Raw genomic sequence first — 13,790 nt, forward strand, 5'->3', positions numbered from 1 at the left:
TGACCCCCATGAACTCCGCGTCGGTCGTGCGCGCGGTCGTGCGGGATCGGATCGAGGTCGTGGTGGCCGGGCCGGACCCGGGCGCGCTGCGTCTGGGCATGCTGCTGCCCCTGTCCGGCGCGCTGGGGCTGACCGGTCCGTCGGGGTTGTCCGCCGCCGCGTTGGCGGCCACCGAGCTCAACGCGGCGGGCGGGGTGCGCGGCCGGCGGGTGGAGCTGGTGCTGCTCGACGCCGGGCGTGCGCCGCACGAGGTCGCCGCCGACGCCGTCGGCATGGTGGGCTTGGTCGACGCTTTCGTCGGCTTCCACACCAGTGATGTGCACCGTGCCCTGGAGCGCTGCCTGGGCGGCAGGGCGCCGTACGTGTTCACCCCGCCGCACGAAGGCGGCTCGCGCGCGCCGGGCGTCGTGCTGCTCGGCGACTCTCCCGCGCGCCAGTTCGCTCCCGCCGTGCGGCGGCTGGCGGCCGGGCACGGACTGCGTCGCTGGGCCTTGGTGGGCAGTGACTACATCTGGCCGCGTGCGGTGCACCGGGCGGTTTCGGTGATCGTCCGCGACGCCGGCGCCGAGGTCGTGTGGGAGCGGCTGGTGCCGTTCCCGGGCTCCGGGGCCGACATCGAGCGGATCGTGGCCGCGCTGGCCAGGTCGCGGGCGCAGGCGGTGCTGGTCAACCTGGTCGGCCGGGAGCTGGCCCGGTTCAACCTCGTGTTCGCCGCGTCGGCGCTGGCGCGGCGGGTGGTGCGGCTCTCGGGGGCGCTGGAGGAGAACGTCCTGCTGGCCACGGGCGGGGACGAGACCGGCGAGCTGTACGCGGCGATGCGGTCGTTCGCGGGCCAGGGCGACGACAGGCGGATCGCGCTGGCGCAGCGGTACCGGGCGTTGTTCGGTGGGAGTGCTCCGGTGCTCGACGCCTACGCCGAGGGGTGTTACGACGGAGTGCTGCTGACCGCCGCCCTGGCCGCGTCCGGCGCGCTCACCGCGTCGGACGCGCAACGCGGGGCGGCGCGGTTGCTGGCCGCACCGCGGCGCGCGTGGCCGGCGGCGTCCCTGGGGCCGCCGAGTCCCGGCGGTTACCTCGCCCGCGCCGACGGTTTGGACCTCACCGTCATCGCCCGCCTGTGAGACCAAGATTCTTCCGAATGAAATCTTTCCAACTGGAAGGAGTCCATCTAGGCTGCGCGCACTGTCGAACGGCGAGGAGGACGGCGATGAGCCAGGACACGGAGCTGGGCCGCTACGGTTACACCCAGGAGCTGCGGCGCTCACTCGGCTTTCGGGACCTGCTGGTCTACGGGTTGATCTTCATGGTGCCGATCGCCCCGTTCGGCATCTTCGGCGGCGTCTTCCAGGGCTCCGGTGGCATGGTCGCCCTGACCTACGCCATCGGCATGGTCGCCATGCTGTTCACCGCCAACTCCTACGCCCAGATGGCCAAGGCCTTCCCGCTCGCCGGATCGGTGTACACCTACGCGGGCCGGGGCATCGGCGCGCCGGTCGGCTTCCTGGCCGGGTGGATGGTCCTGCTCGACTACGTGCTGGTGCCCGGACTGCTCTACCTCATCGCCAGCGTGGCGATGAACTCGCTCGTGCCCGGTGTCCCGGTGTGGTTGTGGCTGGTGGTGTTCGTCCTGCTCAACACCGCAGTGAACTACCTGGGCATCGAGATGACAGCCAAGGTCAACCGGATCATGCTGGTGGCCGAACTGGTCGTGCTGGCGGTTTTCGTCGGGATCGGCGTCGTCGCGGTGGCACAGGGCAAGGGCAGGGGCTTCAGCTTCGACGCCTTCTTCACCAGCGAGACGTTCTCCTGGCCGTTGGTCTTGGGCGCGGTGTCCATCGCGGTGCTCAGCTTCCTCGGTTTCGACGGCATCTCCACGCTGGCCGAGGAGAACCGCGAGTCCGCGCGGGCGATCGGCCGGTCGATGGTGGCCGCGTTGCTGCTGGTCGGCGTGCTGTTCGTGGTGCAGACGTGGGTGGCGGCCATGCTCGTGCCCGACGCGCAGGCCCTGATCACCGACGGCGACCCCGGCGGCACGGCGTTCTACGACGCGGCACGCGTGGCGGGCGGCGAATGGCTCGCCGTCCTGACCGCCGCGGCGACGGCTGTGGCCTGGGGTTTCGCCAACTCGCTGGTCGCGCAGGCGGCGACCTCGCGGTTGCTGTACGCGATGGCCCGCGACCGGAGCCTGCCGAAGTTCCTGGCCAAGGTGCACCCGACGCGGCGCGTGCCGGTCAACGCCACGCTCCTGGTCGCCGGCGTCTCACTGGTGCTGGGCCTCTACATGCAGTCCCGTGAGGACGGCATCACGCTGATGAGCTCACTGGTGAACTTCGGCGCGATGATCGCGTTCCTGGTCCTGCACGTGGCCGTGGTGATGCACTACGTGGTCCGGCAGCGCAGCCGTGACTGGTGGAAGCACCTGGTGGCCCCGGTCATCGGGTTCGCGATCCTCGCGTTCGTCGTGATCAACGCGAAGCTGGCCGCGCAGACCAGCGGCCTGGTGTGGCTGGGCGGTGGCATCGTGCTGATGATCATCCTTCTCGTGACGGGCCGAGGGCTGCGCCTGTCCGGGATCGGCGGGACGGAGGAGGAGAAGTGAGCATCGAGGTCGTGCGCCTGGACTCCGAGCCAGGCCGATTCGCCTACGCCTTCGGCGGGCAGGCGCCGGTGCTGACCGTGCGGCCCGGCACCGTGGTCGAACTGTCCACAGAGGACTGCTTCGGCGGGGCGGTGCGCACCGTGGACGACCTGCCCAGCCGCGTCTGCACCTTCCCCTACCTCAACCCGGTGACCGGACCCATCGCGGTCGAGGGCGCCGAGCCGGGAGACGCGGTGGCTGTGCACTTCGTGGACATCCGCCCACTGCGCGACTGGGCTGTGTCCACGACGTTTCCGCACTTCGGAGCGCTGACCGCCACCCACGCCACGGCCATGCTGCACGACGCCCTGCCCGAACGGGTCTGGCGCTACGACGTGGACGTGGCCAGAGGCGTGTGCCGGTTCCGCGCGCGCGGCGGCGATTTCGAGGTGGAACTGCCACTGGACCCGATGCACGGCACGGTCGGCGTCGCCCCCGCCGCGAACGAGGTGGTGATGAGCATCAGTCCCGGTGCGCACGGCGGGAACATGGACACCCCGGAGATGCGTGCGGGTACCACGGCGTACTTCCCGGTCAACGTGCCCGGCGCGCTGATCTCCCTCGGCGACGGCCACTGCCGCCAGGGAGAGGGGGAAGTCTGTGGCACGGCGGTCGAGGCGGCGATGTCCACGGTGGTCGTGATCGACCTGATCAAGGGCGCGGCTCCGGCCTGGCCCCGCCTGGAGAACGACGACCACCTCATGTCCACCGGGTCGGCGAGGCCGTTGGAGGACGCCTTCCGGATCAGCCAGCACGACCTGGTGGGGTGGACGGCGGAGCTGCTCGGGCTGGACGCGCTCGACGCCTACCAGCTGGTCAGCCAGGCGGGTCTGGCCCCGGCGGGCAACGTGGTGGACACGAACTACACGATGGTGGCGAAGTTTCCGAAGAACGTCCTGGGGCGGGTCACCGCCTACGACGGCATCCACGCGAGGCTGCGCGAGACCGCGGCCCGCTACGTGGCCGAACGGTGACCGGCCGGGGCGCGGTCTCGCGCCCTCGGTGCCCGCCGGTTCTGCTGTGCGCGGCTACATCCGATCAACTTCCGCGATCTGGAGTCTGCTCAGCGGTTCAAGAAGTACGTCATCGTGCCGATCAAGGTGAAGCCGGCTCGTAACGATCCTCGTGTCGAGAGGTGGCAGCCGGACATGACAGTCTGGAGGTATAGGAGTACCTCAAGCCCCAGGTGACCGCGTTCGTGAGCGCCGTCTTGCCGAACCCCCGCTTGCGGGAGATCGGGTTCAGGCGGACATCGACGAGGACGTCGGTCCTCAATGGACTTGAACGAAACCATGTCGACCTGCGGAAGTCTTGTTTCCGCAGGTCGACAAGGTCTCGGTCTCTCAGTGGCCGCCGAGGTGCTCGTGCGCCTCGGCGAACGGCCCGTCGGTGAGCATCGCCCTGCCCTCCCGCACCCGCACGGTGGTCGCCTTGATGACGGGTTTGAGCGGGTCACCGGCCACGAACGCGCCCCGGCGGCGGCACTCGTCGGCGAAGGCGTTGACGCGGGTCAGGATCTCCTCGAACCCGGCTCACCGGCTTCGGGCGGTCCTCGCAGTTGTGGACGAGGAACGAGTAGTGCATGCCGTGTCCTCCAGTCGTCGTTCCGAGGACGAACGAGGTCCCGGGAACTCGACATTCGAGCACGCGGTCTTCCCCACGGCACGCCGGGCAGCGGTCAGGGCTGGGCCGCGAGGTCGGAGGGGTGCGTCGCGAGCGGGGTCACCTCGACCCGCATGAACTCCCACAGCGGTAACGACGACAGCAGCGCGTGCAGCTCGTCGTGGGTGGGCACGTCGAAGATGCCGATGTCGCCGTACTGCCCGACCACGCGCCAGAGGTGGAGCCACACGCCCATCTTCTGCAGCTCCAGCGCGCGGTCCTTCTCGGCGCGCACCAGCTCGGCGCGGCGGTTCGGGTCCAGGTCGTGGGGCAGGGAGACGTCCATCCGCACGTGGAAGAGCACGATCACCTCCGGGTCTGGCCGCCGTCGTGGCGGCGATGCGGGTCGGCGGCCCTCTCGCACGGGCGACGCCGTGAGCAGGAATACCCGCCCCGACCTCGATCGAAGCGACGGGCGGGTGGGGTGTGCGCTGCGCAGTCGGGCGGTTCCACCGCGCAGTCGGCGCCGGTGGGGAGGTCCTCGCGCGTAGAAGTCGCCGAGCCAGGTCGCCCGGCGCCGCGACCGGGCGCTGACGAGCTGGTGGAGGGTGGACGCCAGGGAAACGTCCGCCCTCCACACCCCCAGGTTCGGCGTCGTTGACGCCTGCTCATGATCATAAATCTGAGTTGACGCCACTCTCGCACGCACCGGAAAGTGCGGTCAAGCGGATGCCGTGTGATCGCGGTCAACTAGGATGGGCGGGTGGTAGCCCAGGGGGAGCAGCCCGGCTCGCTGGCCGGGCGGCTGGATCGGCTGTTCAAGGCGGTGCGCCCGGCGGGTCAGCGCGAGTACACCTACGAAGAGGTGGCCGCCGCCATCCGCGAGGCCGGCATCTCGATCTCGCACACCTACGTCTGGCAGCTGCGCAAGGGCCTGCGCGACAACCCGACCAAGCGCCACCTCGAAGGTCTCGCGCACTTCTTCGGCGTGCCGACGTCGTACTTCCTCGACGACGACACCAGCGGCATCGAGGACCAGCTGGAGCTGCTGGTCGCGCTGCGCGACAGCGATGTGCGTTCACTGGCGTTGCGCGCGAACGGACTCTCGCCGGCGAGCATCAAGGCCGTGCTCGGGATGGTCCAGCACGCCCGCTCGATCGAGGGCCTGCCGCCCGCCGGGGACGACGACGAGCCGTGACGGGGTGGGGCCGGCTGCGCAGGCGGTCGCGGGAGCGGCTCGCCGGGTTCGAGGTGCCCAGGCCGTTCTCGATCGAGGCCCTGCGCGCGCAGGTCGCCGCCAGTCGCGGGCGTGAGCTCCACCTGCACCCGCTGCCCTACACGGGCGCGGCGGACCTGCCGTGCGGGCTGTGGGTGTCGACGGCCGCGGCCGACCACGTCTTCCACGCGCGCGGCGCGTCCGCGCTGCACCAGCAGAACATCATCCTGCACGAGATCGGGCACATGCTCTGCGACCACACGCTCGCCCACGACGACAGCGGGCTCACCGCGCTGCTCGGTGACCTCGACCCGGCCGTCGTGCGGCGCGTGCTGCTGCGCACCCGCTACTCCACGCCCGAGGAGCAGGAGGCCGAGATGGTCGCCGCGCTCATCCGCGAGCAGGCGGGCTGGGGTGCCGCGCCGCCGCGTCCGGACGGGGCGCTGGGCGTGATCAACGACGTGTTCGGCCCATCGGGAGACGGCTAGTGCTCAAGTTCCCGTCCGTGGAGCTGCCGGCTCCGGTGTTCGCCGTGCTGGTGGTCGTCTGGGGCTTCGTCGTCTTCCGGCTGCGCACGATCAGCCGGTCCCCGCAGGACCGGGTGGTGGCGCTCGCGTTCCTCTGCTTCGCCGTGTCCGCCACGACGGTCGTGCGCGAGCTGCGGTACGCGATCGACCAGGTCACCGGTGTGCCGGACCTCGCGATCATGATCGGGCACCTCGCGGCGCTCGCGGGCGTCGCGTCCGTGCTGCGGTTCGGGCTGATGGTGACGGGCAGGCGCACCCGGCTGGTCACGGCGGGCCTGTGCGTCCTCGCCGGCGCCGCCGTGGTGATGACCGCGATGTTCCTGGTCGTGCCGCGGTCCCTGGAGGAACCGGACTTCGCCTACTGGCACCCGGCGCACCCCGCGACGATCGTCTACCACCTGACGAACATCGCCGTCACGAGCGCGGGCATGGTCGCCGGAGCGGTGCTGCTGTTCCCGCTGTGGCGCCGCGAGGCCCGCGGACCTCTGCGGGTGGCGTTGTTCCTGCTGTGGCTGGCCTGCCTGGCGAACCTCGCCTACTCGGGCCTGCGGTGCTGGTACGTGGTCGCGTACGGCTTCGGGTTCGTGCCGCGCGGCACCCGGTACGTGACGTACGGGCAGATCACGGAACTGACGCTGTTCCTGGGGATCCTGCTCGCCGTCACGGCCGGGCTGGTCCAGGTGGGCCTGAACGTCGCGCGCTGGGTGCGGCGGCTGCGCGGGTACCGCCGGCTGGGTCCGTTGTGGACGGAGCTGGCCGAGGCGGTGCCCTCGGTGGTGCTCGGAGCACCGCCGCGCTGGTTCGCCGGGTCGCTGGAGCTGCGGCTGTACCGGCGGACCGTGGAGATCCGCGACGCCCAGCTGGAGCTGTCCGGCCGGGTGTCGCCGGACACGCGGGCCTTCGCCGGCGTGGAGCTGGGGGAGGCGGGCGTCGTGGAGCCGCTGGCGCTGGACGCGTGCGTGCTGCGGATCGGGCTGCTGTCACCGCCGGCGCTGCACCCGGCGGAGACCTCCGCGTGGTCCGCCGCGTCCGATGTGGACGCCGAGGTGGCCGACCTGCTGGCGCTGCAACGGCATCTGCGCGACCCGGCCGTCGTGGCGGCGGCGCGGCGCAGCCTCACGCCCCGGTGACGCCGTCGATCCCCTCGCGCAGGAAGTCCGCGTGGCCGTTGTGCCGCGCGTACTCGTGGCACAGGTGGTTCATGACGAGCCGCAACGACACCTCCTCGCCCCACCGCGGCTGGTAGCCCGTCACGTCGAGCGACTCGGCCTCGCGTTCGATGCGGCGCGAGTGCTCGACCTCGGCCTGCCACGCGGCGAACGCCTCGGACCTCGTCGACCCCGAGGCGTCGTAGGCGACCTGGTAGTCGCCCTCGTCCGACCACACCAGCGGGACGTCCTCGCCGTTGATGACCTTGCGGAACCACGTCCGCTCGACCTCGGCCATGTGGCGGACCAGCCCGAGCAGCGTGAGCGTGGACGGCGGCATGGAGCGGCGGCGCAGGTCGTCGTCGGACAGGCCTTCGCACTTCATCGCGAGAGTGGCGCGGTGGAAGTCGAGGAACGCGCGCAGGGTCTCGCGTTCGCCCGCCTGGAGTGGTGGACTGGGACGTTCGGTGATCATCGAGCCAGTCTGCGCACGAAAGGGGTCACGCGCATCCGGATTTGGTGTACGTCCGAAGACGTCGTCCACGTGGTTCTGGGGGAATCATGATGCGTGGATCAGCGCTGGCCGACCCCTCCGCCTGCGAGTGGGCCGTCCCGGTGCCGTCCGTGTGAGGCGCCACAGCACGCCCCTCGCCGAACGGCGCTAACGTTGCCGCGGAGAGAGGGGCGCGCTGATGTCGCAGCAGCTGGACCGGGCAGAGTCGGCGTTCGCGGCGGCGAGGCCCAGGCTGTTCGGCATCGCGTACCGCATGAGCGGCAGCGTGGCCGACGCCGAGGACCTGGTGCAGGAGGTGTGGCTGCGCTGGCAGCTCGCCGACCGCGCCGCCGTGCACAACCCCGAGGCGTACCTGGCCACCGCCATCACCCGGCTCGCGATCAACGAGTCGCGGACCGCGCGAGCCCGCCGCGAGACCTACGTCGGCCCGTGGCTGCCCGAGCCGGTGGACACCTCGGCGGATCCGCAGGTCGGGGCCGAGCAGGGTGCGGTGCTGGAGCTCGCGGTGCTGATGCTGCTGGAGAAGCTCACCCCGGCCGAACGGGCCGCGTACGTGCTGCGCGAGGCGTTCGACTACCCGTACGGGGAAATCGCCGAGATCGTGCAGACCAGCGAGGCCGCCACGCGGCAGCTGGTCAGCCGGGCGCGCAAGCACCTTGCGGCCGGGCGGCGCGCGCCCGTCGACCGCGCGGACCAGCGCAGGCTGCTGGAAGCGTTCGTCGCCGCCGCGCAGGCCGGTGACCTGGCGGCGCTCGAGGAGCTGTTCGCGCGGGACGTCGTGAGCTACTCCGACAGCAACGGCGCCATCAGGGCGGCCGGCCGTCCGCTGGTCGGCGCCGCCTCACTGGCCAAGATCGTGTCGGGCTGGGCGCCGTCGTTCTGGGCGGGTGCGGAAGCGTCGTTCGTCGAGGTGAACGGCCTCGCCGCGATCCGGTTGCGCAACGAGAGCGGCACCTACGCCGTGATCACCGTGACGGCCTCGCGAGAGGGCATCGATCAGGTGTTGTGGCTGGTCAACCCCGAGAAGCTGAAAGCGTTCCAGTAGGTCTGTCACAACCGCGGGGGCTGTCCTGTCTTAGCTCGTGAACACCCGCACGGGGCGGGCTCACGAGAGGAACGGACCCATGAGGATCGTTGTCATCGGCGGCACGGGCTTGATCGGCGGCAAGGTCGTGAAGAGGCTCACCGGGCACGGCCACGACGCCGTGCCCGCGTCCCCGAACAGCGGCGTGAACACGCTGACCGGAGAGGGCGTCGAGGAGGTGCTGAAGGGCGCCGACGTGCTGGTCGACGTGTCGAACTCGCCGTCGTTCGCCGACGACGACGTCATGGACTTCTTCACCACCGCCACGACCACCCTCGCCAAGGCCGCCACCGAGGCGGGCGTGGGCCACTACGTCGCGCTGTCGATCGTCGGCACGGACGAGCTGCCCGAGTCCGGCTACCTGCGCGCGAAGGTGGCGCAGGAGAAGCTGATCCGCGAGTCGGGCCTCACGTTCTCGATCATCCGCGCCACCCAGTTCTTCGAGTTCGCGGGCGCCATCGCGAACTCCGCCGAGGCCGACGGCACCGTGCGCCTCCCGCACGGCGGCGTGCAGCCGGTCGCGGCCTCCGACGTCGCCGCGGTGGTGGCCCGGACCGCCGCCACCGAGCCGGTCGGCGGCGTGCTGGAGATCGGCGGACCGCAGGAGTTCACAATGGACGGTTGGGTCCGCACCGTGCTGACGCACCGCGGTGACGAGCGCGAGGTCGTGGGTGACCCGCGGGCCAAGTACTTCGGGACGTCGCTGACGGGCAGGCAGCTCGTGCCGGGCGAGGGCGCGCAACTGCAGCCCACCAGCTTGGCGGAGTGGCTGGCCGCAGGGAACTGAGCCTCGTGCGGAGGGTCGGCCCTCCGCGTGAGTCCACATCGGACTGACTGCCGGAAGTGGGTGGGAAGGCCTGGTCACGACGATCTCCCCGCTGGTAGGGTCGACCCCGTTGACTCACAGATCTGGGGGGATGAGATGAGTCGTGTTCTGGGCATTGCGCTGTCCACGGCGCTGTTCGTGTCGGTCGCGTCGGCACCGGCACACGCGGCCACCACCGTGACGGAGCTCGACAGGCTTCCCGGCACCACGGCGCACCAGGCGGAGGCGGTCAACGACGCGGGCGTCGCGGTCGGCACCGCGACGCTCGGCGGTCAGATCCGCGCGGTGAGGTGGGACGCGGACGGCGGGATCAGGGACCTCGGCGGCCCCGCGAGTGCGCCGGACATCAGGGCGAAGGCGGTCAACAGCGCCGGCGTCGTCGCCGGTCAGGTGGGGACCAAGGCCGCGCTGCGGTTCGACCTCGACGGGACGCACACGGTCCTGAGCACACCTCCCGACCGCCGCACCACCGTCACCGGGATCGACGACACCGGCGTGGTCTACGGCTACTACCTCGATCCGGTGGGGCTGACCGAGTGGGTCGCGGTCCGCTGGGACGTCCACGGCGTGCCGACGCCGTTGGCGGTGCCGGAGGGCACCCGCTTCAGCCAGGTGAACTCGGTGTCGCCCAACGGTTTCGCGACCGGGTGGATCGACGACGGAACGACCAGGGCGGTCCGCTGGAACCCCGACGGGTCGTACGCCCTTCTCGACTCGCCGGGGAGCCGTTCGTCCAAGGGGACCGGCGTGAACCGGCACGGTGACGTCGTCGGGGAGTCGGAGGGGCGCTCGGTGCGCTGGAACAGCAACGGTTCCACCACCGAGTTCGGCGGCAACGGCCGCGCGGCGTGGATCGACGACAGCGGCTCCGTCGTCAGCACGGTGAACTCCAAGCCCTACCGGTGGAATGCCGCCGGTGAGCGGATCGCCTTGCCGTTGCCCGCCGGCACCTACGTCGGCAGGGTGACGGCGGTCAACGGCGGCGGTGTCGCCGTCGGCTCCGCCGGGGACGTGGACGAGATGGCCAGGACCGCGGTCAGGTGGACTTCGGGCTGAGCCGGGTGGCTGGAACTTCGCGTCGCGCAACCGCCGGCGCGAAGTCGCCCCGACCTCGCCGGACACCTCGCGCAGGTGCCGCTCCACGGTGCGAGGGCTGAGGAACAGCCGCGCTTCTGCGTCCGGGGAGGAGATCCGGGCTCGCCGTAGGGGTCGTCCCCGATGTGGCCGGGTGCCTTCACCGCCTACCTTTCTGCGCAAGTGAGGGAGGCCGAGATGAAGGCGATCGTCCAGGACAGGTACGGCTCCGCGGACGTGTTGGAGCTCAGGGAGGTCGAACGGCCGGTGCCGGGCGACGGCGAGGTCCTGGTGCGGGTGCGGGCGTCGTCGGTCAACGCCGCCGACTGGCACATCATGCGCGGGGACCCGTACTTCGCCCGGCTGTTCCTCGGGCTGAAGGCGCCGAAGACGCGCATCCGGGGGAGGGACTTCGCGGGGGTGGTCGCGGAGGTCGGGCCCGGTGTGAGCGGGATGCTGCAGGTGGGGGACGAGGTGTTCGGCGAGGTCGAGGGCTCCTTCGCCGAGTACGTCCGCGTGCCGGCGCACCTGGTGGAGCACAAGCCGTCGAACTTGACGTTCGAGCAGGCGGCGACGCTGCCGCTGGCGGGCAACACCGCGTGGACGGGGCTGCGCGAAGTGCGGGCCGGGCAGAAGGTGCTGATCAACGGCGCGTCGGGCGGCGTGGGGTTGATGGCGGTGCAGATCGCCAAGGCGCGCAAGGCGGTCGTGACCGGTGTGTGCAGCACGCGCAACGTCGAGCAGGTGCGGTCGGTCGGGGCCGACCACGTCGTCGACTACCGGACCACCGACTTCACCCGCACCGGCGAGCGCTACGACGTCGTCTTCGACCTGGTGGGGAACCGGTCGATGCGCGAGCTGCGGGGGCTGCTCGCGCCGGACGGCACGCTGGTGCTCTCGGGCGGGGGCAGCTTCACCGGAGGAGTGCTGTTCGGGCCGTACCGGCTCATCATCGGGGGCAAGCTGCTCGGCTCGTTCACCCGGCAGCGGCTCGTGGTGCTGGAAGCCAAGCCCGGCAAGGAGAACCTCGCGGCGCTGCGGGACCTCGCCGAGTCGGGACGGCTCGTGCCGGTGATCGAGCGGGTCTACCCGCTCACCGACGCCCCGGACGCGATCCGGCACGTCGAGTCGGAGCACGCGCGGGCCAAGGTCGTCGTGACGGCCTGAGCGGCCCGGTGGTAATTCCCTGGCCCTCCCGGGGGTGCGGGGGTCACGATCCGCGCATGGTCGACGTGAGGGTGGACGCTGGGACTGTTCGTGGTGCGGTGGAATCGGGCACGGCGGTGTTCCGCGGCATCCCGTTCGCGACGCTGCCGGTGCGGTTCGGCGCACCGGCACCGGTCGAGGCGTGGGGCGGTGTGCGGGACGCGCTCGCGTTCGGTCCGCCGCCACCGCAGCCCTCGGTGTTCGGCATGGACGAGCTCGGCGGCAGCGGCGACGACTGGCTCACGGTGAACGTGTGGTCGCCGGACGTCACGGACTCGTTGCCGGTCATGGTGTGGATCCAGGGCGGTGCCTACCTCTTCGGCACGTCCGGTCTGCCCGAGTACGACGGCGCCCGGCTCGCTTCCGGCGGCGTCGTGGTGGTGACGTTCAACTACCGCGTCGGCATCGAGGGTTTCGCGCAGCTGGAGGGCGCTCCGCCCAACCGCGGCCTGCTGGACCAGGTGGCGGCGCTGGAGTGGGTGCGCGCGAACGTCCGCGCGTTCGGCGGCGACCCGGACCGCGTGACGGTCTTCGGGCAGTCGGCCGGCGGCGGATCGGTCGCCGCGCTGCTCGCGATGCCCCGCGCGCGAGGCCTGTTCCACCGGGCGGTCGCGAGCAGCGTGCCGGGCACGTTCTTCACGCCGGAACTCGCCTCCGACATCGCCGGGGTGTGCGCCGCCGAACTGGGCCTGCGCCCCACCGCCGCCGATCTGTCCACTGTGGAACCGGAGCTGCTGCCGGCCGTGTGCGACGAGGTCATGTCCCGAATGGACCGGTTCACCGAGCGGTGGGGACAGGCCGCCCACAAGATGATCCCGTTCGCCCCGGTGGTCGACGGTGACGTCCTGCCGGTGACGCCGTGGGAGGCGCTGGAGTCGGGGACGGCGCGCGAGGTGGAGCTGGTCGTCGGTCACACCCGGCACGAGCAACGGCTGCTCTCCGCCGTGCTGGGGTTGCTCGGCGAGGTGACCCACGAGCAGGCGTCCGTTGCGGCGCAGGTCTTCGCGCCCGGCTTGACGTACCCGGACCTCACCCCTGGCGAGCTGTTCGAGGAGGTCTGCTCGGACTGGCTGTTCCGGATGCCGACGCTGCACCTGGCGCAGGCCGCGATCGCCGGCGGCGGCCGCGCCCACGTCTACGAGCTGACCTGGGAACCGCCGGGCGGGCTCGGCGCGTGCCACGGACTGGACGTGCCGCTGGTGTTCGGCACCCCCGGCCTCGGGCAGACCGCGGCGATCGTCGGTGACGTCACCGACGAGACGCTCGCCCTGTCGGACCGCATGCGATCCGCGTGGACGGCGTTCGCGCGCACCGGCGACCCGGGCTGGCCTGCCTACGGCGCCGACCGGCTCACGCGGGTGTTCGACGTGCGGGACGAGGTGCGCGCCTACCCGGAGGAGGTCTCGCGGCGGATCTGGCAGCACCACACCTTCCGCGCGCTGCAGTGAGGGAATACCAGCCGGTGCGCGGCGTTGTACGCGTCCGGAAGGGAGGTTCTGCGATGGGGAACGAATTCGCGGTGCACGACAGCACGGGGTACGACTTCAACGCGTACCACCGCAACGGTGAGGTGGCGGCCGATCGCTGGGTGACGGCGACGCGCCTGTTCGACGCGGGCCACGTCGAGACGCCGGCCGAGAAGTGGGAGCGCGCACAGCTGCTGTTCGAGGCGCGCGACTACATCGGGGCCGCGCGGCTGCTCGCGTCGGTCGCCGGGGAGGTGCCGTTCCAGACGGACCTCCACCTGCTGCTGGCCCGCGCCTACTACCACTCGGCGCAGCTGGGCAAGGCCGAGGCGACGCTCCGCGTGGTCGTGGACCGCGACCCGGTCGAGCACTACGCCCACCTGCTGCTCGGGCGGACGCTGGAGCGGCAGGGACGGTCTGAGGAGGCCGCGCCCTGGCTGCGGCTCGCTGCCGCGTTCGGCGGGGAGCTGGCGGAGGTCTGACCTGGCG

The 13,790-nt window shown here is 71.4% G+C and carries 15 protein-coding genes; 12 read left to right on the forward strand and 3 right to left on the reverse strand.

The genetic code is table 11. From position 1 onward, the window contains the following. Window positions 1-8: 8 nt before the first annotated feature. The 3 genes from BLQ91_RS08230 (at window position 9) to BLQ91_RS08240 (ending at window position 3,612) form a co-directional block, all read left to right on the forward strand. Window positions 9-1,121, forward strand: a complete 1,113-nt coding sequence (locus tag BLQ91_RS08230) for an ABC transporter substrate-binding protein (RefSeq protein ID WP_090096157.1) — start codon at window positions 9-11, stop codon at window positions 1,119-1,121. An 86-nt stretch (window positions 1,122-1,207) separates the two neighbouring features. Further along, window positions 1,208-2,599: an APC family permease gene (locus tag BLQ91_RS08235; protein ID WP_090096158.1), complete on the forward strand. Its 1,392-nt coding sequence runs from the start codon at window positions 1,208-1,210 to the stop codon at window positions 2,597-2,599. Continuing rightward, the gene (locus BLQ91_RS08240; RefSeq protein WP_342670617.1) at window positions 2,596-3,612 is read left to right on the forward strand and encodes an acetamidase/formamidase family protein; all 1,017 of its coding nucleotides are present in this window, start codon (window positions 2,596-2,598) and stop codon (window positions 3,610-3,612) included. Before BLQ91_RS08235 ends, BLQ91_RS08240 begins: the two co-directional genes overlap by 4 nt. Window positions 3,613-3,733: 121 nt before the next feature. Here BLQ91_RS08240 and BLQ91_RS43740 read toward each other — a convergent pair whose 3' ends face one another. Both BLQ91_RS43740 and BLQ91_RS08245 read right to left on the reverse strand, forming a co-directional pair. Beyond that, complete coding sequence (locus BLQ91_RS43740) at window positions 3,734-3,913, reverse strand: DUF488 family protein (protein ID WP_218130182.1); 180 nt, start codon at window positions 3,911-3,913, stop codon at window positions 3,734-3,736. Window positions 3,914-4,316: 403 nt separating this feature from the next. Then, window positions 4,317-4,604, reverse strand: a complete 288-nt coding sequence (locus BLQ91_RS08245; protein ID WP_090096688.1) for a muconolactone Delta-isomerase — start codon at window positions 4,602-4,604, stop codon at window positions 4,317-4,319. 399 nt (window positions 4,605-5,003) lie between these two features. Here BLQ91_RS08245 and BLQ91_RS08250 point away from each other — a divergent pair, with 399 nt between their 5' ends. Genes BLQ91_RS08250 through BLQ91_RS08260 form a run of 3 tightly spaced genes read left to right on the forward strand, consistent with a single transcriptional unit; the run spans window position 5,004 to window position 7,113 of the window. After that, the gene (locus tag BLQ91_RS08250; protein ID WP_090096159.1) at window positions 5,004-5,438 is read left to right on the forward strand and encodes a helix-turn-helix transcriptional regulator; all 435 of its coding nucleotides are present in this window, start codon (window positions 5,004-5,006) and stop codon (window positions 5,436-5,438) included. Next, entirely contained in the window at window positions 5,435-5,944 is a 510-nt protein-coding gene (locus BLQ91_RS08255; RefSeq protein WP_090096160.1) for a hypothetical protein, read from the forward strand. Before BLQ91_RS08250 ends, BLQ91_RS08255 begins: the two co-directional genes overlap by 4 nt. Next, a complete protein-coding gene (locus BLQ91_RS08260) occupies window positions 5,944-7,113 on the forward strand; it encodes an MAB_1171c family putative transporter (protein WP_090096161.1) in 1,170 nt (389 codons plus the stop codon). Before BLQ91_RS08255 ends, BLQ91_RS08260 begins: the two co-directional genes overlap by 1 nt. On the opposite strand, the gene BLQ91_RS08265 is transcribed toward BLQ91_RS08260, so the two are convergent. Beyond that, entirely contained in the window at window positions 7,100-7,606 is a 507-nt protein-coding gene (locus BLQ91_RS08265) for a DinB family protein (RefSeq protein WP_090096162.1), read from the reverse strand. The two genes, BLQ91_RS08260 and BLQ91_RS08265, sit on opposite strands and share 14 nt — an antisense overlap. Window positions 7,607-7,823: 217 nt before the next feature. Between BLQ91_RS08265 and BLQ91_RS08270 the strand changes: the two genes are divergently transcribed. The 6 genes from BLQ91_RS08270 to BLQ91_RS08295 all read left to right on the forward strand — a co-directional run bounded on the left by BLQ91_RS08270 (window position 7,824) and on the right by BLQ91_RS08295 (window position 13,783). Next, window positions 7,824-8,690, forward strand: a complete 867-nt coding sequence (locus BLQ91_RS08270; protein ID WP_090096163.1) for an RNA polymerase sigma-70 factor — start codon at window positions 7,824-7,826, stop codon at window positions 8,688-8,690. A gap of 79 nt (window positions 8,691-8,769) precedes the next feature. Beyond that, window positions 8,770-9,516 (forward strand): SDR family oxidoreductase, encoded by a 747-nt coding sequence (locus tag BLQ91_RS08275; protein WP_090096164.1) that lies wholly within the window; start codon window positions 8,770-8,772, stop codon window positions 9,514-9,516. Window positions 9,517-9,651: 135 nt separating this feature from the next. Continuing rightward, on the forward strand, window positions 9,652-10,611 hold the full coding sequence (locus tag BLQ91_RS08280; protein ID WP_090096165.1) for a hypothetical protein: 960 nt from the start codon (window positions 9,652-9,654) through the stop codon (window positions 10,609-10,611). Window positions 10,612-10,827: 216 nt separating this feature from the next. Then, a complete protein-coding gene (locus BLQ91_RS08285) occupies window positions 10,828-11,796 on the forward strand; it encodes an NAD(P)-dependent alcohol dehydrogenase (protein ID WP_090096166.1) in 969 nt (322 codons plus the stop codon). Between the two features lie 56 nt (window positions 11,797-11,852). Beyond that, the gene (locus BLQ91_RS08290; protein WP_090096167.1) at window positions 11,853-13,283 is read left to right on the forward strand and encodes a carboxylesterase/lipase family protein; all 1,431 of its coding nucleotides are present in this window, start codon (window positions 11,853-11,855) and stop codon (window positions 13,281-13,283) included. Between the two features lie 53 nt (window positions 13,284-13,336). Further along, entirely contained in the window at window positions 13,337-13,783 is a 447-nt protein-coding gene (locus tag BLQ91_RS08295; RefSeq protein WP_090096168.1) for a tetratricopeptide repeat protein, read from the forward strand. Window positions 13,784-13,790: the final 7 nt, after the last annotated feature.

It is taken from the genome of Lentzea jiangxiensis, from assembly GCF_900104175.1.
Classification (GTDB): Bacteria; Actinomycetota; Actinomycetes; order Mycobacteriales; family Pseudonocardiaceae; genus Lentzea; species Lentzea jiangxiensis.